Here is a 24,899-nt window from a genome sequence, read left to right as displayed (position 1 = left end):
AAGCCTATTACGTCCCCTGAGCCCGTCTTGGACTGTCGGCGGCAGGCGCGGCCAGCATCACAGTTAGCTTTCGTCTCTGGTCGGCGGGGGCAAACTGGCCCCACCAGAAGATGGACGGGGTTAAAGTTGAAATATGGATGAAACCTCGGTCGGCACTCCCCTGACCTCCCGCACCCGCATCGGCCTGCTGCTCACCCTCTTGGCCCTCACCGGCGGGGTCTACCTCACCCTCCTGTTGATCACCACCCCCGCGCTCCAGGGCTTCGCGCCCGGACACCAACTCGCCGACCTGTCCCCCACGGGACTCAGCCACGCCGAAACCGTCAGCCTCTACGAAGCCCTCGGCGTCGAGGGTCGTGACTACTACCAGCACATTCAGCTCCCCGTCGACATGGTGTATCCCGCCCTGTTCATGACCTCCTTCGGGTTGCTATTGGCCGCCTTAACCCGGTACCTGGGCCTGCCCCGCCCCGCACGGCTGATATCCCTAATTCCGGTGCTGGCGGGCCTCAGTGACTGGGGCGAAAATGTCTGCACTTGGTTGGCACTGCGCGCCTACCCCGAGGTCAGCCCCACCCTGCCCCAGCTGGGTTCCTGGTTCTCTCTCACGAAAACGGTTGGGGTCATGCTCACTTTCGTCCTCGCCCTCAGTTTCGGGATCTGGGCCCTGGTGCGTCGGCGGCGACTGACTGCCACCCGGTAACCACACGGGCCGGATTCGCGCCAGGAACGGAGAGCGGCCACTACCATGTGGCCCATGACTAAGACGACGAAGGCAGTAATCCTCGCCCGCGGTCTCGGCACCCGCATGCGGGAGCAAGACTCCGCCGCCCCCGCCAGTGCGGCCGCTGACGTCGGCGCCAAAGGAATGATCGACATCGGCCGCCCATTCCTGGACTACGTCATCTCCGCCCTCGCCGATGCCGGTATCACCGACGTCTGCCTCGTCATCGGCCCCGAGCACAACATCTTCCGCGACTACTACGACACCGTGCCCACCAGCCGGGTCAAGATTCACTACGCCGTCCAGGTCGAACCGCTCGGCACCGCCGACGCCGTCGCCGCTGCCGCGGACTTCGCGGGCGAGGACTCCTTCCTCGTGCTCAATTCCGACAACTACTACCCCGTCAGTGCCCTGCGGGCCCTGACGGAGCTTCCGGGGGCAGGCGTCGTCGGCTTCGACCGAGAGGCTCTAGTGTCCCAGTCCAATATTCCCGCCGACCGCATCGCCGCCTTCGCCCTCATCGAGGTTGCCGCTGACGGCACCATGGTGGACATCGTCGAAAAGCCGACCCCCACGCAAATTGCCGAACTGGGCGAGGACGCCCCCACCAACATGAACGCGTGGGTGTTCACGCCCGCGATCTTCACCGCCTGCCGCTCGATTGCTAAGTCGGTGCGGGGCGAGTACGAGCTGCCCGACGCCGTGCGAGCAGCGATCGCTGCGGGAACCCCTTTCACCGTGGTGCGCGCCGCGGTGGGCGTCTTGGACATGTCGCGCCGCACCGACATTGCGGCGGTGCAAGCGGCGTTGGCTGACACCGAGGTAGTCCTGTGACCATCACGCCGCTGTCCGCACCCGCCGAAAAGGTCACCTGGACGGTGCCGGGCCGCATCGAAGTGCTCGGAAAACACACCGACTATGCGGGCGGACGCTCCCTACTGGCGGCCTCCGACGTCGGCATCACCTTTGCCGCCACGGCCATCGATGAGCCAGTCCTGCGCGTCACCTCCGAGGCCATTCCGGGCGAGGTGGTCGAGGTGCCGTTCGCAGCCCAACACGAGGATCGGCACGGGCACTGGTCCGGCTACCCAGCGGCTGTCGCCGCCCGCCTGGCCACCAACTTCCCCACCGCAGTGCGCGGCGCGCAAATCCACGTCTCCTCCACCTTGCCGCTCGCTTCGGGCATGTCCTCCTCCTCAGCGATGATCGTCGGGCTGGCCCGCTGCCTCATCGATATCGCAGGCATCGAAAGCACCGATGTCTTCCGTGACAACATCACGACCTTGGAGCAGTACGCCGCCTACCTCGCCTGCATCGAGAACGGCCAAAGCTTCGGCGACCTGGCCGGACACGCCGGGGTCGGCACATTTGGCGGTTCGGAGGACCACACCGCCATGCTGTGCTGCACCGCCGGGGAGCTGTCGCAGTACTCGTTCTGCCCCACCCGCTACGAGCGGCGCGTGCCCTTCCCCACCGACCACACGTTCGTGATCGCCGTCTCCGGCGTGCTCGCCGAAAAATCGGGCCAAGCGCGCGAACTGTACAACCGGGCCTCCCTCTCCACTCGAGAGATAGTTGCCCTGTGGAACAAGGCCATGGATCGCCACGACATCTACCTGGCCTCCGCCGTGCGGTCCCAGCCCGACGCCCCCGAAATCATGCGCAAACTGCTCGGCCGCACCAGCTACCTGCGCGGACGGTTCGAGCAATTCCTCGCCGAATCGGAGTCCCTGGTACCCGCGGCTGCCGACGCGTTGGCCGCGCACGACCTCGCTGAGTTCGGGCGGCTGGTGGATCAGTCCCAGACCTGGACCGAGGAGGGGCTCTCCAACCAGGTGCCGCAGACCATCTCGCTGCACCGCCTGGCGCGCAGCAGCGGGGCCGTGGCCGCCAGCGCCTTCGGGGCCGGCTTCGGTGGCTCGGTGTGGGCGCTCGTGCCCAGTGGCGACGCGGAAGATTTCGCGGCGCGTTGGCTGGCTGAATACCAGACACATTGGCCCGAAGAGGGCAGCCGTGCCTCCACGATCATCACCCGTCCCGGGCAAGGCGTGCAGCGCACCGTAGTCGCCTGAGCGAGGTGCGGCAGCATCCGGTGGGGCCCGGCAGCACGCTGCTGCCGGGCCCCACCCCTTGCCGGTTCGCTCAGCGCGCTACCGGTGCGCGGTTGCCGAGGCGGACCTTCTTGACATCCCGGGCGGTGTCTGCGTCCGCGTCGGCGAAGCCAAAGAAGTAGGTAGCCAGGAACCCCACCAGCACGCCCTAAAAACACCGACATATGGGCGTGCTGGTGTGTTAAGGGCATGGTGGTGAGCCAAAGGCGTGCTGGTGAGCCAGGTCCGCAAGGATGGCCTTGAGCACCGCAGTCCAAAACGTGTTGCTTTGGGGTGCAGGCTGCTCGGCTCCGGCTGTTGCTGCAGGGGCTGGAATGCTGCCACTGCCTCCAGGCGGTGGCCTCGCCCCAGGCTGAAGCTGCATTTGCGGGTTAGCGGCAGGGGTGTGTGTACGGCAGGCCTCGCACGCCTTGCCGAGCTGGAGTTACAGCCCAAGCAGTGGGATTAGCGGCGTCTTTGGGGCTGCCCCCTGCACCAGCCATTCACGACTCGCGAGGAGTTGCTGCCCGATGACGGGGCAACCATCATGCCCTTAAGTCACCATCATGCCCTTAAAACACTGAAATAAGGACATGACGGTGCACTAAGGACATGACGGTGCACTAAGGACACGATGGTGCGCTAAGGACACGATGGTGAAGCTACGGAGATGGCAGGAGTGGGAACAGCGGGGGTTAGTGGCCGGACGCTAAACATCCGGGTTATAGGGCAAATTGTGTTGCTTGGGGGTGGGGTGGGTTGCTTAGTTCCAGTCGTTGCGGTATGGGCTTGTGTGGTGGAGTTCTCTCCAGACAATGGCGTCTCCCTAGCGGGGCAGGAAGTCAGCGGGTTGGGCGTGGAGAGCAGCAACTTGGTAAGCGGCCTAGATCTGGGCGTCGGTGGGCATGGTTTTAAGGATCTTGACTGCCGGTAGCGGGGCTTGGGTGTGCATGTAACACCACCAAAAGATCGCTTTGATCCGTCTGACTAGCCCTAGGCCGCGGTGATCGCGCAGCATCTGACGCAGCGGGGCGTTGGTTGCTCCTTCGATCTGGTTGTTCATCGCGGGCATCACCGTTAGCCAGCCCGGGGCCAGAAAACTGAACAACACCCCTGCCCGCAGCAGACGGTTCAGACTGTTGCGGGCCTTGACCAAGGGCGCGTGGGTGAAGAATTGCTTGCCGTCTGGCCCGGTGGTCTTCTCATCTAGAAAGCTCTGCCAACACGTGGTCCAGGCTTGGTAGGCCTGGAGCCATCCCAAGGCCTGGTCACGGGTGTGTAGACGGATCAGATCGAGCCCAAGGGCGTAGAGCTGGCGGGAGACTTCCAGCTTGGGACGAGTGGTGGTAGCGGTCTTGATCATCCCAAAAACATGGAAAGTACAGCGCTGCACCATAGTGCCTGGCCAGTGCTGTCTGCGGGCCTTATCAAAACCACTGCCCCCGTCAGTGACCACCATCTGTGGCGGGGCGATCCTAGCTAAGAGCGCCGCCCAGGCCCGGGAGTTTTCGTTACGAGCCACGTACCAGCCCAGCACGTGGTGCCTACTGCGGGCAATCAAGACCACCGCTTTACGCCCCAGATGGATACCGTCAACGAAGACGACTTCGTGGACCTCGTCCACGATCGGGGACAGGGGCCACAGACACCAAAACTTTTGGCAGTGACGCCGAAAGGTCCTACCAACGCCAGGCATGTCGGCCTGACGTCCCGCGCCTAACAGCCAAGTCAAGAAAGCCTGTAGTTGCTTAGCGCTTGAATCAATGCGCCCAACCCGCCAAACGTTACAACTACGACAACGCCACCGCTGGGCCCCACCACGGGTCTTGCCATGCCAAGTCATCACCGCCGCACACAGCGGGCATTTGGCAGTGTTCATCCCCCAAACCTGACCCCACCAACTTCAACACCACCAATCCGTTGCAAACACAACGAAAACCAGCCCCGCCAGCAACACAATCTGTCCGACCTTGAAGTTGCCACACCCCAACTTCAAACCCCACTTTGCCCAACAAACACAACGAAAACCAAACCCCAGAACAACACATTTGGGCCTACAGCCCCCAAATCTCCACCTCGCACAGCAACGCAAACGGCGGGCCACCATTTAGGTGACCCGCCGTCGTTGTGCCCCGGAAAGGATTCGAACCTTCGACTTCTTGCTCCGGAGGCAAGCGCTCTATCCACTGAGCTACCGGGGCAACGGAGTAAATCCTAGCAGGCTCTCGGCAGTGCTTTTACCCAACCGGGCCGCAGGATCCGACCTGCACGGCCTCGTGTGCGCTAAGCCACGCTTCTGGATCGACGGGCGTGCCGTCGATGACCACCTCAAAGTGCAGGTGCGGACCGGTGGAGACCCCCGAGTTACCAACACCAGCAATGTGTTGCCCTGCCTGGACCTCCTGGCCTTCAGCAACGTAAATCGTGCTGGGGTACAGGTGCCGGTAGACGGTCTCGAACACCTCGCCATTCAGGTTGTGGCTGATGGTCATCGCCGTCCCATACCCATCCGTTGTGATATCTTTCACAACACCGTCAGCGGGGGCGTACATCGGGGTGTCGAGCGGCGCCGAGTAATCGACTCCTTCGTGCAGGCGCGGCACGCCGTACACGGGGTGCACGCGCCAACCAAACGGGGAAGTCATCTCGTAAGTGCCGTGGATCATGGGCCAGAACAGCACCGCCTCTTGCCGCGCGACGTTGCGGACGCCGTCCGCCCCGGCAGTCTCCGGCGAGATGCAGCCAGGCTGAGGCTGGGCAAAAGCTTCCCGCACCTGGGCCCGCGAGGCGGCCGCGGGTACCTCTTGAATGGCGGCGTCCTCGTTTTCCTCGGAAACCACTTCCTGCAGCACCGAGTTGTCCACCTCGCCCAGCGAACGCGCCACCGGATCCCGGGGCGGCGTGGAGGCAGCAGTGGCAGACTCGGCATCTGCCAGGATGCCACTGAGCGGCAGCGCCACAGTGGCCGCCAACAGCGTCCCCAATGCCCCAGTGCGCATCAACTGCGATCGCTCCGCCCCCGGCTGCAAGTCCTTACTGGCCGCCTCCACGGCAGCCTGCAAGCTGTCACTGAGCAGACCGGCGGTCGGCAACACTTGCTCCAGCTTTTCTGCCTTGGGCGGGGCCGATATGACCTGTTCGAAGCTCGGACGGGAGCGGCGTGGAACAATGCTATCTGCGGAGCGCCGACGACCTTCGCCCTGCGGCCGCACCGGGTCCAATCGCTCCGTTACCGGCTCGTACGAAGAGGCTACGGCCGCGCGGGTCTCGCCACCAGCGGCGTGACGCATCGCAGACCGCTTGGCATGCGCCCGCTGCTGCTCCTCTTGCTCAACAGCCTGCTGGGCGGCGGCCCGCCGTTCTTCCTCGGTGCGCTGGGCGGCTTGTCGTTGGGCAGCAGCCCGCCGTTCTTCCTCGGCGCGCTGGGCGGCCTGTCGTTGAGCAGCGGCCCGCCGTTCTTCCTCGGCGCGCTGGGCGGCCTGTCGTTGGGCAGCGGCCCGCCGTTCTTCCTCCGCGCGCTGGGCGGCCTGTCGCAGCAGCCTCTCCCCTGCCTGAGCCATTTGCGAGGCCGAGGGGGCTGCGGACGTCGGGCGGGTCACGGTCACCGGCCGCCGCCCCGTGAACAGCGCTGTCGTGGCGGAGGTTACCTCTGATCGCCGCGGCGCCTCGCTGTCACTAGTGGATGCTCGCAAAGACCGTCGCGTGGGCATAGCAGCTGAGCGGGATTGGGCGACCAACTCCGCCTCAACAGCACGTTCGCGGCTCCGCCGCTCGCGCCGGGAGGAAATTCGTTCAGTCACGCAGCATTTCCTTACATTGCCTGCAAAATCCAGTAGGGACATTCCGACCCCCACCCACTGTAACCGCCCGTTTTTCCTCGGACCGCGTTAACGCTCACATCCTACCGGTGAGGCTGACCACAACACTAGTTTCGTCCGGAACCTTTGCGGCGCTGCATGGAATCTCGCACCTCGCCCACAAGTTCTTCCAAGATATCTTCTAGGAAAACCACACCCACCAGGCGGCCGTCTTCGTGCACCTGCGCCAGGTGGGTGGCGGAGGCCTGCATGGCAGACAACACGGACTCGACCTCCGCTTCACCATCCACCGTCGCCAGGCGGCGCATGCGCCAAGCAGGCACCGGCTCACTGCGCAACACCGCGGGCAAGGCGATGACATCCTTAATGTGGAGGTAGCCGTCCAGCTCACCGCCTTCTCCCACGGGATAGCGGGAAAAACCGGTGCGGCCGACGGCGGCCTCCACCTCTTCCGCACTCACCCCACGAGGCAAGGTCACCAACTGTTCCGGGGCGATCATCACGTCGCGGGCCAACTTGTCCGAGAATTCCAAGGCTCCCGAAAGCAAACCCCCTTCGTCGACCAGCACACCCTCCGCCTGGGAATGCTCGACGATAGTTGCCACCTCTTCCGCCGTGAAAGCAGAAGCCACTTCACTTTTCGGCTCCACCTTTGCCAGGCGCAGGATCCAGTTCGCCGTGGCATCGAGCGCGTGCAGGATCGGGTGCAGCAGGCGTACTAGGCGGCGAATAACTGGGGCCAGCAGCAATGCGGCGCCTTCCGGTTTCGCTACCGCCAGGTTTTTCGGCAACATTTCCCCGATTACCACGTGCAGGTAAACGATGAAGCTCACGCCAACAATCACGGCCAGCAGGTGGGCGGCGGCCTCCCCCAACCCGAGGTATCCCAACGGCACCTCCAGCAGGTGAGCCAACGCCGGCTCGGCGATCACTCCCAGCCCAGTGGAGCACACGGTCACGCCCAGCTGGGCAAAGGCGAGCACAACCGAGACGTGTTCCATCGCGTGCAGGGCGTCGGCCGCCCCCCGACGGCCAGCATCTGCCAGCGGCTCGATACGGGAACGACGGGCCGAAAGAATGGCAAACTCGGCGGCCACAAAGAAGGCGTTGAGAGCCAGCAGGACAACGCCGATGGTCAGTGCGGTAGCGGTATTCACTGGTCCTGCCCTTCGGTGAGATCCCGCACGAGCAGGCGCGTGACACGGCGGCCCTCCATGTGCGTAACTTCCAGGCTCACATCGGCGACCGCCACGTGGTCCCCGACCGCCGGAATGCGCCCGAGTCGCTCCATCACTAGCCCCGCCAGTGTCTCGTAGGGTCCGTCGTCGGGCACCCGCAGCCCAGCCACAGCGGTCAGCTCGTCGGGGCGCAACACGCCGGGCACGCTCCACTGTCCGCCCGCCAGCCGCCGCGTGGTCACTCGGGAGCGATCGTGCTCGTCGGAGACCTCCCCTACCACCTCCTCGACCACGTCCTCCAGGGTCACCACCCCGGACACGCCCCCGTACTCGTCCACCACGATCGCCATCGGCACCCCCTGCTCCCGCAGCTGCACCAGCAGCCCGGCCAGCTCGGCGGTCTCGGGTACCCGCACGGCATCGAAGAGGATGGACGACGACATCACCGGCACCTCACCGCGCCGCTCGTGCGGCACCGCCACGGCCCGCCGCAGCAGGGCGATGCCAAGCACATCGTCTAAGTCTTCCCCGATGACGGGGAAACGCGAGTGGCCGGTGCGGACCGCCAGCTCGACGACGTCGGCGGCCGTCGCCTCGCGCCGCAGCACATGCAAGCGCCCCCGGTCGGTCATGACATCCACCGCGGTCAGGGAACCGATGCCGATGGAGCGAGTCAGCAGCTCGGCCGTGCCAACCGCCAGGGTGCCCTCCTCCGCGCTGCGCCGCACGAGGGCGGCGAGCTCGGGGGCTGAACGGCCCCCGGCTAGCTCCTCGACGGGTTCAATTCCGCAGCGGCGCACCACCCAATCGGCGTGCGAGTTCAGCAGCTTAATGACGGGACGCAGCAGGCGGGTGAAAACTGACTGGTAGGGAACGGCGAATCCGGCGACCCGCAGCGGATCGGCCAGGGCCAGGTTCTTCGGCACCAGTTCCCCAAACACCATGGACAGGGCGTTAGTGAGGAGGAAAGCCACCGTCAGGGCGATGGCGGTGGCCGCCGCCGGGGCCAGCCAGCGTCCCAGGTTGGCGGCCAAAATGTCACCTAGCGCCACCTGCGTGGTGTAGCCGAGCAGGATGGTGGTGACGGTGATACCCACCTGCGAACTGGACAGCTCCAAGGACAGGCGCTTGAGAGCGGCCGCGATGATGGCCGCCCGCCGGTCGCCAGAGACGGCTCGCTGCTCCACGCTGGCCGCGTCCAGCGCCACGAGGGAGAACTCGGTGGCCACAAACAGTGCCGTGCCGAGGGTCAAGACGACCCCGAGTGCCAAGAAAACGTAATCGATCAGCATTGGGGGCCTTGGCTAGTGGTAACTAGTGGGCGCGAATGTCGAGGGCCTTTCATGATGAGGCGATGTTACCTGGCCAATCCGGTTGCGGGGCAGGCCCTCTTTCGGCAAGCTTAACTAGGCCGGAAGTCCCAAAAGCGGCGTGTTGCGCGTGCTGGAGGGCATAGGCTTGTAACCAGCGCCAAGGCGGCGCGCAGCGAAAGTGGGCGGTAACGTGGCTGACTCTCTGGATTTTGGCGCGAACGAGTGGTTGATTGAGGAGATCCGCGAACGGTACGCGGCCGATCCGGCCAGCGTTCCTGCGGCGTGGCGGGCTTACTTTGAGGCAGACGATTCCACCCCAACGGCGGGTGCCGCCTTGGCGAGCTTCGTGGCCGCCACCCCGGAGACCGCCGCGCCCGCCCCGGCGCAACCCTCCGCCCCAAGCGGCGAAGCGCCCGCCCCCGCCAGTTCGGCTACCCCTGCCCCGTCTCCGCAGGCGACGCCGAGCAGTGCCGCGCCCGCCCCGGTGCCGCCTCCCGCCCCACGCGGCGTAGCGCCCGCCCCGGCACCGGAGCCGGACCAATTCGCGCAGCAGGCGGCGGCACCCGCCGACGCCACCCGCTCGGACCTGCCCCCGGCCCCGCCTGTGGCGATCGCCCCGCCCACTTCTCCGTACGCGGCTCGCCGCCATCTCACCCGCCTGCCGGTGGCGGCCAACCAGGTGGAGGAGGACACCACCACCCGCCTGCGGGGGGCGGCCAGCCGCATCGTGACCAACATGGAAGAGTCACTGAGTGTGCCTACGGCCACCTCGGTGCGCACGGTGCCCGCCAAGTTGCTGATCGAAAACCGGGCGCTGATCAACGAATACCTCTCCCGGACCCGGGGCGGCAAGGTTTCCTTCACCCATCTGATTGCCTACGCCATGGTGGAGGCCCTGGTGGAGATGCCGTCCATGAACGTGGCCTACCAGGTGGTCGACGGCAAACCCGCCCTGGTGGAGTTCGCACACGTGGCCTTCGGTTTGGCAATCGACCTGCCGCGCCCTGACGGCACCCGCCAGCTGCTGGTGCCTGCCGTCAAGGACGCCGACGAGCTGACGTTCGCCGAGTTCGTGGCGGCCTACGAGCAGGTGGTGCAACGCACCCGCCGGGGTGAATTAACCGCTGCCGACTTCGGTGCCACCTGCACCCTGACCAACCCGGGCACGCTCGGCACCGTGCACTCGGTGCCGCGCCTGATGGCGGGCCAGGGGGTGATAGTCGGTGTCGGATCGATGGACTACCCGGCCGAGTTCGCGGGCGCGTCGGCGCAGGCGCTGGCGCGCGGAGCAATCGGCCGTACCCTGACCTTGACGTCCACTTACGATCACCGGGTCATTCAAGGGGCCGGCTCGGGCGAGTTCCTGCGGCTGATCCACCGCAAACTCACGGGCGAGGACGGTTTCTATTCGCGGGTGTTCACTTCCCTGCGCATCCCCTACGAGGTGCTGACTTGGGTGCAGGACGTCGAGTACGACGCCGAGCTGGAGAAGGACAAACCGGCCCGCATCGTCGAGTTGATCCACGCCTACCGGTCGCGCGGCCACCTAGCGGCCGACACCGACCCCTTGTCTTACCGGGTGCGACGGCACCCAGATCTGGACATGACCAACTACGGGTTGACTATCTGGGACCTGGATCGCGAATTCGCCACCGGTTCGTTCGGTTCGGCTCCGCACATGAAGCTGCGCGACATCCTCTCTCAGTTGCGGGAAACCTACACCCGTTCCATCGGCATTGAATACATGCACATCCAGGACCCGGCCCAGCGCCGCTGGATGCAGGACCGCATTGAGGGCCCCTACGTACCGCTCGCCCCGCAGGTGCAGCGCCGCGCTCTGAAAATGCTGGGCCAGGCGGAAGCGTTCGAGGTCTTTTTGCAAACCAAGTTTGTTGGCCAAAAGCGCTTCTCCCTCGAAGGCGGCGAGAGCCTCATCCCGTTGCTGGACCGGCTGCTGGACGAGGCCGCCCACGAGGGCCTGGACGAGGTGGCCATCGGGATGGCCCACCGGGGCCGCCTAAATGTGCTGGCCAATATTGCCGGCAAGTCCTATGCCCAGATCTTCTCCGAGTTCGAGTCCGGGGTGACGGTGACTAATGCCGGTTCGGGCGACGTGAAGTATCACCTCGGCACCGAAGGCACCTTCACGGGCACCGATGGGGCGACCACCCGGGTCTACCTGGCGGCTAACCCCTCCCACCTGGAGGCCGTCAACGGTGTGCTGGAGGGCGTCGTACGCGCCAAGCAGGACCGCCTGGCCACCGGGGACTTCTCGGTCATGCCGGTGTTGATCCACGGGGACTCGGCCTTTGCCGGGCAGGGGGTGGTCTACGAAGTGCTCAACATGAGCCAACTGGACGCCTACCGCACCGGCGGCACCGTCCACGTGATCGTCAACAACCAGATCGGCTTCACCACCGGCCCAACATCGGCGCGCTCCACCAACTACTGCACCGACCTTGCCAAGGGCCTGCAGGTGCCGATTATGCACGTCAACGGCGACGACGTGGAGGCGGTGGCCCGCGCCGCCCAGTTGGCTTTCGCCTACCGCAACGAGTTCCACAAGGACGTCATCATCGACCTGACCTGCTACCGGCGCCGCGGGCACAACGAGGGTGACGACCCGTCAATGACCCAGCCGGTGATGTATTCGGTGATCGACGCCAAGGACGGGGTGCGGGAGACCTTTACCCGCGCGCTGGTCGGGCGGGGGGAATTGTCGGAAAGTGAAGCGCAGGCGCTGGTTGATGACTTCAACAGCGAACTGGAAAAGATCCTGTCCGCGACCAAGGAGCACGGTTGGCAGGCGGAGGCGGAAGCGGTGGCGGGCCTGGAGCGCCCCGAATCGCAGCGCCTCGGTTCCGGGATGATGATCGGGTGGACCACCGCCATCGACCGGGATGTCATCGAGCGGATCGGCCAGGCGCACATGCGGGTGCCTGCCGATTTCGCGCTGCACCCCAAGTTGGCGCAGCTGTGCGAGCGGCGGGAAAAGATGAGCCGCGAAGGGGGCATCGACTGGGGTTTCGCCGAGCTGTTGGCTTTCGGGTCGCTACTGGTGGAGGGCACCCCGGTGCGCATGAGCGGGCAGGATTCCCGCCGTGGCACGTTCGTGCAACGCCACGCCGTTTTGCACGACCACCTCAACGGCCGCGAGTGGACGCCGCTACACTTCATCACCGAGAACCAGGCCGACTTCAGCATTTACGACTCCTCCCTGTCCGAGTACGCACCCCTGGCCTTCGAATACGGCTACTCGGTGGAAATGCCGGAGGCCTTGGTGTTGTGGGAGGCCCAGTTCGGCGACTTCGCCAACGGTGCCCAGACAGTAATCGACGAGTTCATCTCCTCCTCGGAGCAGAAATGGAACCAGCGTTCCAGCGTGGCGGTGCTGTTGCCCCACGGCTACGAGGGGCAGGGACCGGATCACTCCTCGGCCCGCATTGAGCGCTACCTGACGCTGGCCGCGGAGGACAACATGACGATCTGTCAGCCCTCCACCCCGGCCAATCACTTCCACATGTTGCGCCGACAGGCCTACGTGCGGCCGCGGCGCCCCCTGATTGCTTTTACCCCCAAGCAGTTGTTGCGGCTACGGGCGGCCACTAGCGCGGTGGAGGATTTCACCAGCGGGACGTTCCAGCCGGTGCTTGGCGAAGTTAACCAGACGGTGGCGGCGCAGGCCAACCAGGTCACGCGAGTGCTGCTGTGCTCTGGCCGCATCTACTACGACCTGGCCGCCGAGCGGGAACGCCTAGGCCGCACCGATGTCGCCATCGTGCGGCTGGAACAGCTCTACCCCCTGCCGGTGCCCCAGCTGCAGGACGCCCTGGCCCCCTTCTCCCGAGCGGAGCTGGTGTGGGTGCAGGACGAGCCTGCTAACCAGGGCCCCCTTCCCTACATGTTGCGCCACCTGCCCTCGCTGCTGGGGCGGGACGGCCTGCCGTTCATCTCCCGCAAGGAGGCCGCTTCCCCGTCGGCGGGCAACATGGCCCGCCACCGGGAGGAAAATGCCGAGATCCTGCGTACTTCCTTCGCCTAAGCCCGCTGGATTTACGTAGGACCGCAGGCGGATAGGCAGGCACTGGTAGAGAAGGCAAAATATACGCCTGTGAGTCGTTTCCTCCCCTTCGAAATTGCGACCTCCAACTTTGTCCTGATCCTGGTTTTGGTGGCCGCCACGGTGCTACTAGGCACGACCTATTTTCTGGCGACCCGTGGCACCTACGCGGCGGCCCAGGGCGGCTGGGGCACGTGGCGACGGCGACTGGCGGCCCTCGCCGCAGTGCTGCTGTGTCAGGTATTGGTAGTGGCCGTCTTCGCGGCCCGCACCAACCAGACGATGCGCTGGGCGGTGACGCTGGGAGACCTCGTGGAGCTGTTAGGCGCGGAGCTTCCCGCGCCCAGTGCGCTGTTGCCACTGACACCCACCGCGACCACCGATAAGTCCGCCAAGTGGCACACCAATTTCACGGAGCACGACGCGCAGCTGCAGGTCACGCATTTTGCGGGACCTACCAGCGGGGTGAGCGACGACGTCTGGGTGTGGACCCCACGCCACTACTCCCCCACCGATAAGCGCCCGCACAACGTGCTGTTGCTGCTGCACGGCGACCCCGGCACCCCCGACGGGATGCTCTACAACCTGGATATCACCGCCAAGGTGCAGCAAGCCATCGACAGCGGGGCCCTGCCCCCGACGCTGGTGGTGGCACCTGCCCTCAGCGTGGATGCGGCCCAGCGGGCGGAGCCTGACTGCGCCGATTTTGCGGGCCGGGCCCGGGTAGGCACGTGGGTGCAGGTCGACGTGCCGCGCATGTTGCGGGCCAACTTCCCGAACGTCTCGGCCGACCGGGAGGCGTGGGCGTTGGGCGGGGTGTCGTCGGGCGGCTACTGCGCGGTGTGGACGGTGCTGCAGCGGTCCTCCGAATTCGGCACGGCGGCCGCATTCTCGGCCTACGACGCCCCCCAAATCGGAGGGCTGGCGCAGGCCAACGAATTGCGCGCGGCCCACACCTTGTCGCACCTGGTGCAGGGCGACGCGCATTCGGCCGTTAATTGGTGGCTGACCGCCGCACAGGACGACCGGGACGCCACCCACTTCGTGCGCCATTTCGCGTTGGCGGCCCCGCAGGCTGATCACGTGGCCCGCGATCTTGTGCCCGCGGGCGGGCACGCCTGGGCGCTGTGGCGCCAGCGCCTGCCGCACTTCTTGAGCTGGTGGGGGGCCGCCCAGGCAGGGCAGCCCATCGACTGGGAACCAACAGAAAGCGGCCCCCAGACCCCCGTCGGGCTGTTGGCCAAGCTGGAGGAGGTGGCACCTTTGCGTCACCTAGGGGTGCTGGTGGCGGCGTGGGGGCTGCTCGGGGTGCTGACCGTGCTTGCGGCCTTCCCCCGGGCGGTGCTGCTCGCGCGGCGCCGCTGGTGGGGGCGGATGCGCGGCGACCGGGAGCGCGGGGCCAGCCCGCCCCTGCCAGCATCTGAGGTTTTCATTCCGCGCCGCCTGTGGCGGCTGGTCAGCCGCGGGGTATGGCTGGGATTGGCCAGCCTGGGCGCGGTGTTGGCGGCTGGCTTGGGCGTGAACCGGTGGGGCGAGTTTTACCCCACGTGGCAGGTGGCATTTCTGGACTTAGCCAGTATCTGGTGACCACGCGGGGGGCTGCCTTCTCCCGTCCCGCCTGCGCGGCGCGACTTTCCACTCAGGGGGTGCGCAGCACCGCCACCGGGTCGCGGTGTGCAGCCCAGGCGGCCGGGGCGAGGGCCGCCACGGCGACGGTGGCGACCGCCAACACCGCCACCGCCCCCACGAATGGCAGGGGAATATCGGTGCCGCGGCTGGCAAAATAGGCCCAGGTGTTGAATGCGCCCAGGCCCGCCCCGAGGGCCCCGGGCAGGCAGGTGCGCACCACATACAGCGCGGTCAAGTCACTGCGGCGGGCCCCCAGGGCGCGGCGGCGTCCCAGTTCCCGGCGGTGCAGCAGCACGTCGGCCAGCACCACGATGCCGATGAAGAGTGCCCCGACGGCCAAAATGAGTCCCAGGGCGGCCCGGTTGGCGGCCCCCAACTCGGTGGCAACTAGCTGGTTGGCGGTGGCTAGCCCGGTGGGCGAGGTGACCGACAAGGCCTGTGGGTCGACCGTGCCGAAGCTCCCCAAGATTTCGGCCTGGGTGTCACGCAACACGGCAATGTCGGTGACAATAACGCGCAGCTCTGTCAATTTGCCGGGCGCACGCCAGCCGCGCAGGGCCAGGCCAGTCAGGTCCTCAAATCCCGGGCGCGGGGCAAAGAAACCGACCACCGCCACCTCGTCCCCGCCCTTGCTTTCCAGATAGCCGACGGGGCCGCGCAGGCGGAGCGCGGCGACTGCCTCGGGACCGAGCACAACTTCGTTGGGGCCGGGCCACCGGCCCGCCGTCAAGGTGGCGACCGCGGCAGGGTCGTTGACGGGGCGCACCGGCACGGCGTTGCCCCCGGGCGTGGCCCCGAGGGTCATGTCGTAGGTGCGGCCGAGGGCCACGGCCCGCTCGACGGTGCTCAACCCGCGCACCACCGTGAAGGTGGCGGAGTTGATCACCCCTAGGTCCTTCACATCGGTGATGGACAGCGCCCGCGCCCCGGCCTTGTCGAGGCTGGCGCGCAGGGCGGCGTCGGTGGCGGTGGCCCGCCCGGCGGTGGCCAGCGCGGTGGCGCACATGAGGCCGACGACCACCAGCGTCAGCAGGGAAGCCACTAACTGTTGGCGGGCGGTACGCGCTGCGGTGCGCAGCAGCTCGGTGGGGTTCATAGGTCGAGCACCACCTGGGCGTGGGAGACCACGAAGGGGTCGTGGGTGGCGATCACGACGGTGCGGCCCTGGCTGGCCGCGTTTTGCAGCGCGGCGAGCACAAGTTCGGCGTTGGCGCGGTCAAGGTTGCCGGTGGGTTCGTCGGCCAGCAGCAGCCCGGGCGAGGTCAGCAGCGCCCGGCAGACGGCGGCCCGCTGGGCCTGCCCGCCCGAAACCTTCCCGGCCCGCTGGTGGCTGGCGGCCGCCAGGCCGAGCTCCGTGAGCAGCTGTTGGGCGCGGGGCCGCCAAGCGGCGAGGCTGTCGCCGAGGTAGGTGCCGGGCTCGGCCACACAGTCGACCAGGGTGGCGCGCGGGTCGAGCTGGGCGTCTTGGAAGACGAAGCCGATGTCCCCCGCGCGCAGGCGGGAGGCGCGGGCGTCGGAGCTGCGGGCGGCGTCGGCGTCGTCGATGAGAATCTGCCCGCTGCGGGGGCGCAGCAGCAGCCCGAGGAGGTAAAGCAGGGTGGATTTGCCGCGCCCGGACTGCCCGGTCAGGGCTGTGACCTGCCCGGGCGCGAACGCGTGGGTGAGGCCGCCGAAGAGCTCGGGGGCGCGGCGGGTGTAGGCGAAGTGGAGGTCCCGCACGGCCCAGCGCGGGTAGGTCTGGTCCATCACGGCCCTGGGGTTGGTGGAGGGCCGGCCAGGACGACGACGTCGCCCGCCGCCAGTCCGTTGACCAGGGCCACGCCGTCGGCCACCGTCAGAACCTGCACTTGGGCCTCGCGGGGACCACCGGCCTCCTGCACGGTGACGGTGGCGGTGCCGTCGGTGCCGAGGGTGAGGGCAGCCAGGGGAACCGCCAAGCCTTCTTGTCGGGGGACTATCTCGACCTCGCCGAGGAGGGAGACGGTGGGTTCGGGCGGCAGGAGGTTGCATTGGTTGCCGCAGACGGTGCCGCCGTCGGGGGCGGTCAGCAGGTAGGGTACGACCCCGTCGCTGGGGGTGCCTTGCTCGCCGATGACGGCGGGCCAGGTGTTGGTGCCGTCGGTGACGGCCACCTGCATGCCGGACAGCACGGTGGCACGCTGCTGGTCGGTCAGGGGTAGCTGGAACTCTGGTTCCCCGGTGAGGGTGAGCACGAGGTTTTGCCCCTCGCTGAGCAAGGTCCCGACGCGCCCGATCTCGGGATCGAAGTAGATGGCGCGCGGCAGGGTAGGGATGGCGACCAGTTCCCCGCGGGCGATGGTGCCGGTGGGTTCCTGGCCTGCGTCGCGCTGCCAGCGTTTGACGGCGTCCTCGGTGTAGACGTCGAATTTGTCGTCGGCGTAGTCGAGGTAGCCGAGGTCAACGAGCATCTGGTTGAGGGCCAGCACGTCGTCGCCTTTGGCGTCTTTGGCGAGGGGACGGTAAAACGGGGTCTTGCCGGGGGCGGCGTAGATGTCGCGCCCGTCGACCGCGTAGAGCACGTCCCCGGAGGCGTACGAGCCGGGCGTGCCGAGTTTGGTCAGCACCCCCGCAGCGAGGTTGCCGCCCACCGGGACGCGAGTTTGCTTGACGACGACGGGCAGGGTCAGGGAGCGGCCGACGCTGGCGGTCTCCACGGTGACGGTCAGGGGCGCGGAGGCGGCTTGGGCGGGGTCCTGCTGCTGGGAGCCGACCTGCAGCCCGGCCCAAAACACGGCGACCCCGCAGACAAGGAGGCCAATCGTCAGGGCCACGAGCCGCCGCCAAGGCAGGAGGCGGCGGGGAGCATTACGGGCCATGCGGGAGTCTCCTTCCGGGCGGGCGGTCACGGGTAGAAGTACTGGGCGGGCGGCATGGCCGGGCAGCGGGCGAACATGGAGGCGAAGGAAGCTGGGTCCTCCCGGTAGCGGCGCTGGGTCTCCTCGCTCCAACCGCCCACTTCGTTGGGGAACCAAAACAACTCAGCGGGCTGTGCCTGCGCCCCAGACGGGCTCATGCGGGCATCCACCCAGGCCTCCTGGGACGGGACCTCCCCGTCTGCAAACTCCACCCCCATACTCCGCGCGCACGGAATGAAGTACTCAGTCAAGTACTCGTAATACACAGCCCACTGCTCTCTAGTCAGGGGCCGCATGTGCTCGGCCGGTTCCGGATACTGTGCCCGACACAGCCAGTGCTGCCTGTCGTAGTCCTCCATTTTTTGACCGTCCCCCAAAGTAAAAGAATATCCCCGCTTATCGGGCCACGGCTCGATGCCATATCCCGCTTCTAGCAAGCAATCAAAAAGTCCTTGCATGGGCTCATCCAACGTGCCCCACCGCACCACCTTCGGCAGCGGCAAAGACTCCAGTTCGGGCGAAATTTCTCGCGCTGCGTCCAACGTTTCCACCCTAAGCCGCTCCCGCTCCGCCTCCGTCAACTCGGGCAGACTCACCCGCGTATCGGGCCGCCACGCCGCCAAATCCCCCACCGCCTCCACCCTGCTCACCGACGTCGATTCCACACTCCCCCCGCAGCCAGCCAGCCCCACCACGGCCCCCAGGGTGATTAACAGGACTCTTCTTAGCTCCATTGCGGCACCTCGCTCAGGGGTAAAGGTAGCGGGATGGGGGCCAGCCCGGGCACTGACGGAATAGTGCCGCTAGTTTAGCGTCGTCGTTGGCGAGTTTCTCTTTTGCCTCCTCGGTCCAGTACCGTTCTTTGCGCGGATCCCACGCGAGGGCCTCCAGCCCGTTTTCTCCCGCCATGCGCGCATCTATCCACGTTTGCTTTGACGGCGGCGATTCGCCGAGCGCCAGCCCGTGCACGGCGGCGCACGGGAGAAAGAACCCGTCCCAGTATTCGTAGAGCACCGCCCATTGTTCGCGCGTGAACGGCCACTGTTGTTTGAGCGGCGTGGGATATTTGGCTAGGCACAGCCAGCTGTGCAAATTAGCCAATCGATCCGCTTCGCTACCCGGCTCGACCTCGTATTCGAGCCCATTACCGTCGGGCAGGAGCTTGACATTTATGCCCGCCTCGCGCAGGCACTCGGCTTGCACTGTCATATTTTCCTCAGCACTGACGTAGCGCACCGGCGGTGGAATCGGCAGACCCGCAGCTTCCGGAGGACGCGCGTTCTCCAATAACTCCGTGCGCATCGTTTCCTCTTCCGCAGCCGTTAGTTCCGGTAGCACCACCGTGCTTTCTGGCTGCCACTGCGTCAAAGTTGGCGGGCCGTCGGCCGACACCACCTCGACACCCCCGCAGGCCGCCAAGCAGCCAGCTGCGAGACTCAAGTAGACAATTCGTTCTCGATAGCCGATAACACGGCTTACCAGTGCCATGTCCGGATACTACTGGGTACTGCCCTGCTCTGCCCGCCTACCGCGCCAGGACGGCCAAGCGCCCGCCTACCCCGGCACTGCGGTTAGGTGCCCGCCGCAATTTGGTCGGCGAGGGCGGTCAACCAAGCGGCCACCCCGGCGGGGCCCGCCGCGACCACGTCGGCCATCTCCACCAGTTCACTGGTCTCGGGCGAGCCGCTGACCACCACACACCCTGTCACCTCTGGTTCCGCCTCCCGCACGGCGGCGAAGGCGGGCAGGTCGCCTAGGTCGTCGCCGCACATGGCCACCGCCCGCGGGCGCAGCTCGGCCAGCAGGCTGCGCAGCGCGTCACCCTTGTTGACCCGGGAGGCCCGCAGTTCCAACACGCAGCGTCCCGGCTCCAACACCAGGTCGTGGGCGGCCGCAATAGCCTGCGCCGGTCCCTGCAGGGCGGCGAAAGCCCGCTCGGGCTGGGCGGCCCGGCGGGTGTGGAGCACGAGCGCACTACCCTTGTCTTCCACGTGCACGCCGGGCCACTTTGCCGCCGCCTGCTCGACGGCCACCCGCGCCGCCGCGACGCGGTCAGAGGCCTGCCCGGCGGGGGGCGGGCCGTCGGCGGCATGCCACCGCTCGGCCCCGTATTGTCCCAGCACCACCAGCCGCTCCAAACCGGGACGTCCCGGTAGCTGACCAAGCTGGCACACCGTGGTGACCGCCCGCCCAGTAATGATGGCGATCTGCCCCAGGTGCGGCCCTAGTCGGGCCAGCGCGGCGGCGGCTGCCGGATGGAGGCGGGCCTCGGTGGGGTCCGGGACGATGTCCGCCAGCGTGCCGTCGAAGTCGAGGGCGAGCAGCACCCCGCCTGGATCACTGGCCGCCGCCGCACAGAAGCGACCGGCCGCCGGGGTGCGTTCTTGCCACTTAGCCATGTTGCCACCCTAGAGGGCAAAGCGACGAAACTCACTGTTCGGTCAGGTGATGGGGTTAGGCTGGCGGGGACCAAGGAGGACTATCCGTGTCGGATCACGCCCAGTTTGTTGTTGTCGCTAACCGCCTGCCCGTCGACCGGGTCACTGATCAGAAAGGCAGACCCACTTGGCGCACCGCCCCCGGCGGGCTGGTCACGGCGCTAGAGCCGGTGATGCGAAAGCGTGGCGGGGCCTGGGTGGGGTGGCACGGAGCCCCGGATGAGCAGATCGCCGACTTTACGCACGACGGTTATCGCATCGTGCCAGTCCCCCTCAGCAGCGTCGAGTACGAGGAATATTACGAGGGCTTCTCAAACGCGACACTGTGGCCGCTGTATCACGACACCGTGGCTTTCCCGGAGTTTCACCGGGAGTGGTGGGATGCCTACGTCCACGTCAATCAGCGCTTCGCGGCCGCCACGGCCGAGGTGGCAGCGCCGGGGGCGACGGTGTGGGTGCAGGACTACCAGTTGCAGCTGGTGCCGCAGATGCTGCGGGCGCTGCGCCCCGATCTGCGCATCGGCTTCTTCCTGCACATTCCCTTTCCCCCAACCGAGATTTTCTTGCAGCTGCCGTGGCGGGCAGAAATATTGGAGGGGCTGCTCGGGGCGGACCTGGTGGGCTTCCAGGTGCCGGGCGGGGCGGCCAACTTTCTCCGCCTGACCCGAAAATTAACCAAATGGCAGGTGGCGAGAGACACGGTGCAGTTGGCTTCGCACCGCTGCACGGCGCGGGCCTACGCCATCTCCATCGACACCCCCGGTTTCAGCGCCCTCGCGAACGATCCGGACACCATCGCGGAGGCCGCCGGCCTGCTCGCCGAGCTGGGGCATCCGCGCCGCGTCCTGCTCGGAGTGGACCGCTTGGATTACACCAAAGGCCTCCGGCAGCGGGTGCGAGCCGTGGGCGAGCTGTTTGCGGAAGGCAAGCTGGACCCCACCGACACAGTGTTTTTGCAAGTGGCCACCCCGTCGCGCGAGCGGGTGGAGGAATACAAGCGACTGCGCGACGACATCGACGGCCTGGTCGGCAAGATCAATTCGCAGGTGGGTGGGATCGGGCGCCCCGCGATCGTCTACCGGCACATGAGTTTTCCGCGCACCACCATGGCGGCCCTCTATCGGATCGCCGACATCATGCTGGTCACCCCGCTGCGGGACGGCATGAACCTGGTGGCCAAGGAGTACGTGGCCTGCCACCCCACCACCAACGGGGCTTTGGTGCTCAGCGAATTCGCGGGGGCGGCCCGGGAGCTGAAGCAGGCCTACATCGTCAACCCCTACGATCTCAACGGTATGAAGGCCGCAATCCTGCGCGCGGCCACCGATCTGCCCCGGGTGCGCCAGCGGCGCATGCGGGCGCTCAAAAAGCAGGTTGCCGAGCACACCATCGATCTGTGGGCTGAGTCCTTCCTCGCCGACCTGGCGGCCCTGCACCGGGAGTAGTCTCGCCGCGCGTCGGGCTGTCGGCGCAGGGCACGCGCCCCGCCTGACCCCGATTCTGGGCCCGGCGTGCCCTCGGCCCGATGGTCGTCGGCGTGCCGAAGCCCCGCTCCCACCTGCCACCTGCCACTATGCACCTATGGTTCCGAGCGAAGACAACGGTCCACTTTTACGCTTGTGCTTTGTCGGCGACGAGCTGATCGCCGGCACCGGGGATCCGCGCGCCCAAGGTTGGGTGGGCCGCGTGCTCGCCCAGATCGACAACTACCACGACCGCATGGTCGCCATCCTGCCGGTCCACCACGAGTCGACCCTGGCGCTGTCCCTGCGGTGGGAAACCGAGTGCCGCCAACGCTTCACCCCCCGCACCGATAACCGACTCATCGTCGGCCTCGGGGTGCAGGATCTGCGCGAAGGCATCTCGCTGGCGCGCGCCCGCCTGAACCTGGCCAAGATCCTCGACGCGGCCGCCACCGCCCGGCACGCAGCCTTCGTCGTCGGCCCGCCGCCCCTGCCCGGTGTGGACCCCGGCAAGCTCTCGGAGTATTCCGAGGCTTTCCACGAAGTGAGTCGGCGACGCTCCGTGCCGTACGCCGAAACGTTCGAGCACCTCTACCAGCACGAGCAGTGGCGCAGCGACGTTGCCGCTTCCCCGAGCGGCCTGCCCGGTCACGTGGGCTACGAGCTCATCACCTGGCTGGTGATGCACTACGGCTTCAAAGAATGGCTGTGCGGCGCTGCCAGCTGACCGTCTCCCGGCCCGGCGCTCCCCCACCGGCAGGGGGAAAACTAGCGGGGACGAAACCACTCAGGTTTCGTCCCCGCTACGCTGTCAGGCGTTGGGGCGCTTGCCGCCGTTCGCCGCGTTCTTCTTGCGCGCCTTACGCTTGCGTCCACGCTTCGACATGGTGCCTCCGATCATTCCGCGGGCAATGCCCCGCACACGCGGGAGATTGTGTCACACCGCCCGCCCCCGCGCACAACCGAGCGCGGCGTGGCCTTGACAACGCCGCTAGGGGCGCGGGTCGTGGTCAGGCCCGAGGCGGGCGGCCATCAACCGCCGGTAGCTATCGACCCGGGCGGCGAAAACCTCGTCGCGCCCCGGAGCTGACAGGGCACACTCCGGCGCGGTGGCGGTGTGCGGGCAGCCGCGCGGGCAGTCCGCCGCGGCGGCGGCCAGATCCGCGAACGCCCGCAGCACGTCGTCGTCCTGGACGTGCGCCAACCCGAAAGATCGCACCCCGGGGGTGTCGATAACCCACCCGCCCGCCGGTAGCGGGAGCGCCACCGCCGAGGTGGAGGTGTGGCGGCCGCGGCCGGTGACATCGTTGACGTCGCCCGTGGCCCGCTCCGCCCCCGTCAGCGCGTTGACGAGGGTCGATTTGCCGACCCCCGAGTGGCCGACCAACACCGAGACCTGCCCGGTCAGCAACGTCTCCACTTCCGTCAGGTCGGGGTCTTGCCCACTCGGCGGGAAGGCGACGACGAGGCTGCGCACCCCCAGCGGCCGATACGCCGCCAACAGCTCACTCGGGTCGGCGAGGTCAGCCTTCGTCAGGCACAGCACCGGCTCCATGCCGGCGTCGTAGGCGGCCACCAGGTAGCGGTCGATCATGCGCACCCGCGGCGGCGGGTCCGCCAGCGCCGTGACCACCACCAATTGCTGGGCGTTGGCCACCACGACGCGTTCGTGCCCGGCCAGGTCGCCATCCTCGGCGGAGCGCCGCAACTGCGTGGCGCGCGGCTCCAGGCCGACGATGCGGGCCAGGGTGTCCTTCCGGCCGGACAAGTCCCCGACGACGCGTGCCTGGTCCCCTACCACCACCCGGCCCCGGCCCAGTTCGCGGGCCTTCATGGCCACGATGCGGGTGCCATCGGGCAGCAGCACCCCGTAGCGCCCCCGGTCGACCGCGAAAACGAAACCGGTGACGGCGTCGGCGTGCTTGGGGCGGTCCTTGGTGCGTGGGCGGGACGAGCGAGGGGGACGCACCCGCACCCGGGCATCGTCGGTGCCGATGTCGCGCCTGCTCACGCTGCCCCTTGCAGGAGTCTCTGCCAACGGGCCACAAAATCCGGCAGGGTCTTGTCGGTGGTGGCGATGTTGTCCACCCGCACCCCGGGCACGCGGGTGCCGACGATGGCGGCGAAGGTGGCCATGCGGTGATCGTCGTAGGCGCGCAGCAGCGCACCGGTCAGGGGCCCCGGCGTGATCTCCAGCCCGTCGGGCAGCTGCCGCACGGTGGCGCCCAGGCGGGTAATTTCGGCCTCCAGGGCTGCCAACCGGTCGGTTTCGTGGCCCCGTAGGTGGGCGATGCCACGCAGGCGCGACGGGCCGGTGGCCAGGGTGGCCAGCGCCGCCACGGTGGGCGCCAACTCCCCCACCGCGGACAGATCGACGTCGATGCCGGTGATGCGACCAGTGCCGCGCACGGTCAGCGTGCCGGTGGTCGGGCTGGTAGGGACTAGTTCGACGCTCGCCCCCAGGCAGGGCAGCAGCTCGCGCCAGGCGTCCCCGGCCTGGGTGGTGACCAGCGGCCAGTTGGCCATGCGCACCTGCCCGCCGACACTGAGCGCGGGGGCGAGAAAAACCCCGGCGTTGGACAGGTCTGGTTCGATTTGCACTTCGCGCCCGGTGAGCGGGCCGGGTGCCACCTGCCAAGTGTTGTCCGTTTCGCGCACCTGGACACCGCGCTGCCGCAAAGTCTGCACCGTCATGTCGATGTGGGGCCGCGAGGTGATCGCGCCCGCGGCGGTGATGGTCAGCCCAGCGGGCAGGCGGGCCCCGATGAGCAGCAGGGCGGAGAGGAACTGGGAGGAGGCCGACGCCTCGACCCGCACCGGGCCACCCGGCAGGTTGCCGGGACTGGTCACGCGCACGGGCAGGCAGTCACCCGCCGCGGCCTCCACGGTGGCTCCCAGCTGCCGTAGGGCCGCCAACAGGGGTGCTAGCGGCCGCTGCCGGGCGGCGGGGTCGCCGTCGAAGTGAGTGGTGCCCGCCGCCAGTGCGGCCAGCGCGGGTACGAACCGCATGACGGTGCCCGCCAGCCCGCAGTCGATATGCCCGCCCGCCCGCAGCGGGCCAGGGGTGATGTCGATGGTGGGCACCGGGCCGTCACTCACCTCACAGTGCGCCCCCAGTTGGGTAAGGGCCGCCAGCATGAGCCGGGTGTCGCGCGCCAATAGGGCCCCGTGCAGCCGGGACGGCCCGGTGGCAAGCGCCGATAACACCAGCTCGCGGGCCGTCAGCGACTTCGAGCCCGGCACCGCTACCTCGGCGGCGAGCGCAGCGGTGGCGAGGGGAGCCGACCAGGCCCCGGTCGCGGGCGTCACC

General features: G+C 67.4%; 20 protein-coding genes and 1 tRNA gene. 7 read left to right on the top strand and 14 right to left on the bottom strand.

Annotated features, from left to right (window positions below; translation table 11 throughout):
- Positions 1–133: 133 nt before the first annotated feature.
- Genes BSZ40_RS06185 through BSZ40_RS06175 form a run of 3 tightly spaced genes read left to right on the top strand, consistent with a single transcriptional unit; the run spans position 134 to position 2,796 of the window.
- A complete protein-coding gene (locus BSZ40_RS06185; protein WP_073824314.1) occupies positions 134–703 on the top strand; it encodes a hypothetical protein in 570 nt (189 codons plus the stop codon).
- 54 nt (positions 704–757) lie between these two features.
- Positions 758–1,558 carry a sugar phosphate nucleotidyltransferase gene (locus BSZ40_RS06180; protein ID WP_084542676.1) on the top strand — a complete coding sequence of 267 codons (801 nt, stop codon included), beginning with the start codon at positions 758–760 and terminating at the stop codon, positions 1,556–1,558.
- Positions 1,555–2,796, top strand: a complete 1,242-nt coding sequence (locus BSZ40_RS06175; RefSeq protein ID WP_245793905.1) for a galactokinase family protein — start codon at positions 1,555–1,557, stop codon at positions 2,794–2,796. The genes BSZ40_RS06180 and BSZ40_RS06175 overlap by 4 nt, the downstream gene beginning before the upstream one ends.
- A gap of 901 nt (positions 2,797–3,697) precedes the next feature.
- Here the strand turns inward: BSZ40_RS06175 and BSZ40_RS06165 are convergent.
- The 5 genes from BSZ40_RS06165 to BSZ40_RS06145 form a co-directional block, all read right to left on the bottom strand.
- Positions 3,698–4,693, bottom strand: a complete 996-nt coding sequence (locus tag BSZ40_RS06165) for an IS1249 family transposase (protein ID WP_425425641.1) — start codon at positions 4,691–4,693, stop codon at positions 3,698–3,700.
- Between the two features lie 249 nt (positions 4,694–4,942).
- A tRNA-Arg gene (locus tag BSZ40_RS06160) sits at positions 4,943–5,015 on the bottom strand.
- Between the two features lie 36 nt (positions 5,016–5,051).
- On the bottom strand, positions 5,052–6,614 hold the full coding sequence (locus BSZ40_RS06155; protein WP_143180899.1) for a M23 family metallopeptidase: 1,563 nt from the start codon (positions 6,612–6,614) through the stop codon (positions 5,052–5,054).
- Between the two features lie 125 nt (positions 6,615–6,739).
- Positions 6,740–7,789 carry a hemolysin family protein gene (locus BSZ40_RS06150; protein ID WP_073824310.1) on the bottom strand — a complete coding sequence of 350 codons (1,050 nt, stop codon included), beginning with the start codon at positions 7,787–7,789 and terminating at the stop codon, positions 6,740–6,742.
- Positions 7,786–9,099, bottom strand: coding sequence for a hemolysin family protein (locus BSZ40_RS06145; RefSeq protein ID WP_073824418.1), 1,314 nt, complete (start codon positions 9,097–9,099; stop codon positions 7,786–7,788). Before BSZ40_RS06145 ends, BSZ40_RS06150 begins: the two co-directional genes overlap by 4 nt.
- Positions 9,100–9,313: 214 nt before the next feature.
- Between BSZ40_RS06145 and BSZ40_RS06140 the strand changes: the two genes are divergently transcribed.
- Together BSZ40_RS06140 and BSZ40_RS06135 are read left to right on the top strand one after the other, a co-directional pair.
- Entirely contained in the window at positions 9,314–13,165 is a 3,852-nt protein-coding gene (locus BSZ40_RS06140) for a multifunctional oxoglutarate decarboxylase/oxoglutarate dehydrogenase thiamine pyrophosphate-binding subunit/dihydrolipoyllysine-residue succinyltransferase subunit (RefSeq protein WP_245793903.1), read from the top strand.
- Between the two features lie 69 nt (positions 13,166–13,234).
- Positions 13,235–14,770 carry an alpha/beta hydrolase gene (locus BSZ40_RS06135; RefSeq protein WP_073824307.1) on the top strand — a complete coding sequence of 512 codons (1,536 nt, stop codon included), beginning with the start codon at positions 13,235–13,237 and terminating at the stop codon, positions 14,768–14,770.
- Between the two features lie 52 nt (positions 14,771–14,822).
- Here the strand turns inward: BSZ40_RS06135 and BSZ40_RS06130 are convergent, their stop codons facing one another.
- The 6 genes from BSZ40_RS06130 to otsB all read right to left on the bottom strand — a co-directional run bounded on the left by BSZ40_RS06130 (position 14,823) and on the right by otsB (position 20,087).
- Positions 14,823–15,908, bottom strand: coding sequence for an FtsX-like permease family protein (locus BSZ40_RS06130; RefSeq protein ID WP_073824305.1), 1,086 nt, complete (start codon positions 15,906–15,908; stop codon positions 14,823–14,825).
- Positions 15,905–16,558, bottom strand: a complete 654-nt coding sequence (locus BSZ40_RS06125; RefSeq protein WP_073824304.1) for an ABC transporter ATP-binding protein — start codon at positions 16,556–16,558, stop codon at positions 15,905–15,907. The genes BSZ40_RS06130 and BSZ40_RS06125 overlap by 4 nt, the downstream gene beginning before the upstream one ends.
- A complete protein-coding gene (locus BSZ40_RS06120) occupies positions 16,558–17,649 on the bottom strand; it encodes a peptidoglycan-binding protein (protein ID WP_073824302.1) in 1,092 nt (363 codons plus the stop codon). Before BSZ40_RS06120 ends, BSZ40_RS06125 begins: the two co-directional genes overlap by 1 nt.
- A gap of 26 nt (positions 17,650–17,675) precedes the next feature.
- On the bottom strand, positions 17,676–18,422 hold the full coding sequence (locus BSZ40_RS06115) for a hypothetical protein (protein WP_073824301.1): 747 nt from the start codon (positions 18,420–18,422) through the stop codon (positions 17,676–17,678).
- 13 nt (positions 18,423–18,435) lie between these two features.
- Positions 18,436–19,176 (bottom strand): hypothetical protein, encoded by a 741-nt coding sequence (locus BSZ40_RS06110; RefSeq protein WP_143180898.1) that lies wholly within the window; start codon positions 19,174–19,176, stop codon positions 18,436–18,438.
- Positions 19,177–19,259: 83 nt separating this feature from the next.
- On the bottom strand, positions 19,260–20,087 hold the full coding sequence (gene otsB / locus BSZ40_RS06105; RefSeq protein ID WP_073824298.1) for a trehalose-phosphatase: 828 nt from the start codon (positions 20,085–20,087) through the stop codon (positions 19,260–19,262).
- A gap of 86 nt (positions 20,088–20,173) precedes the next feature.
- Here otsB and BSZ40_RS06100 point away from each other — a divergent pair, with 86 nt between their 5' ends.
- Positions 20,174–21,571, top strand: a complete 1,398-nt coding sequence (locus BSZ40_RS06100; RefSeq protein ID WP_073824296.1) for an alpha,alpha-trehalose-phosphate synthase (UDP-forming) — start codon at positions 20,174–20,176, stop codon at positions 21,569–21,571.
- A gap of 172 nt (positions 21,572–21,743) precedes the next feature.
- Positions 21,744–22,316 carry a GDSL-type esterase/lipase family protein gene (locus BSZ40_RS06095; RefSeq protein ID WP_245793901.1) on the top strand — a complete coding sequence of 191 codons (573 nt, stop codon included), beginning with the start codon at positions 21,744–21,746 and terminating at the stop codon, positions 22,314–22,316.
- 84 nt (positions 22,317–22,400) lie between these two features.
- On the opposite strand, the gene BSZ40_RS12505 is transcribed toward BSZ40_RS06095, so the two are convergent.
- The 3 genes from BSZ40_RS12505 to aroA form a co-directional block, all read right to left on the bottom strand.
- A complete protein-coding gene (locus tag BSZ40_RS12505) occupies positions 22,401–22,475 on the bottom strand; it encodes a 50S ribosomal protein bL37 (RefSeq protein ID WP_371153015.1) in 75 nt (24 codons plus the stop codon).
- Positions 22,476–22,580: 105 nt separating this feature from the next.
- Positions 22,581–23,600 (bottom strand): ribosome small subunit-dependent GTPase A, encoded by a 1,020-nt coding sequence (rsgA, locus tag BSZ40_RS06090; RefSeq protein ID WP_073824293.1) that lies wholly within the window; start codon positions 23,598–23,600, stop codon positions 22,581–22,583.
- Positions 23,597–24,898 carry a 3-phosphoshikimate 1-carboxyvinyltransferase gene (aroA, locus tag BSZ40_RS06085; protein WP_073824416.1) on the bottom strand — a complete coding sequence of 434 codons (1,302 nt, stop codon included), beginning with the start codon at positions 24,896–24,898 and terminating at the stop codon, positions 23,597–23,599. The genes rsgA and aroA overlap by 4 nt, the downstream gene beginning before the upstream one ends.
- Position 24,899: the final 1 nt, after the last annotated feature.

Origin of the sequence: Buchananella hordeovulneris (assembly GCF_001907235.1) — a bacterium.
In the GTDB taxonomy this organism is placed as follows: Bacteria; Actinomycetota; Actinomycetes; order Actinomycetales; family Actinomycetaceae; genus Buchananella; species Buchananella hordeovulneris.
This window is presented reverse-complemented; position numbering and strand designations above follow the sequence as displayed.

Excerpts from the sequence above, each read along its gene's own strand:
- BSZ40_RS06185 (WP_073824314.1), top strand. The coding sequence starts at position 134 with ATGGATGAAACCTCGGTCGGCACTCCCCTGACCTCCCGCACCCGCATC.
- BSZ40_RS06115 (WP_073824301.1), bottom strand. The coding sequence starts at position 18,422 with ATGGAGCTAAGAAGAGTCCTGTTAATCACCCTGGGGGCCGTGGTGGGG.
- BSZ40_RS06110 (WP_143180898.1), bottom strand. The coding sequence starts at position 19,176 with ATGGCACTGGTAAGCCGTGTTATCGGCTATCGAGAACGAATTGTCTAC.
- BSZ40_RS06125 (WP_073824304.1), bottom strand. The coding sequence starts at position 16,558 with ATGGACCAGACCTACCCGCGCTGGGCCGTGCGGGACCTCCACTTCGCC.
- BSZ40_RS06180 (WP_084542676.1), top strand. The coding sequence starts at position 758 with ATGACTAAGACGACGAAGGCAGTAATCCTCGCCCGCGGTCTCGGCACC.
- BSZ40_RS06165 (WP_425425641.1), bottom strand. The coding sequence starts at position 4,693 with ATGAACACTGCCAAATGCCCGCTGTGTGCGGCGGTGATGACTTGGCAT.
- BSZ40_RS06130 (WP_073824305.1), bottom strand. The coding sequence starts at position 15,908 with ATGAACCCCACCGAGCTGCTGCGCACCGCAGCGCGTACCGCCCGCCAA.
- BSZ40_RS06120 (WP_073824302.1), bottom strand. The coding sequence starts at position 17,649 with ATGGCCCGTAATGCTCCCCGCCGCCTCCTGCCTTGGCGGCGGCTCGTG.
- otsB (WP_073824298.1), bottom strand. The coding sequence starts at position 20,087 with ATGGCTAAGTGGCAAGAACGCACCCCGGCGGCCGGTCGCTTCTGTGCG.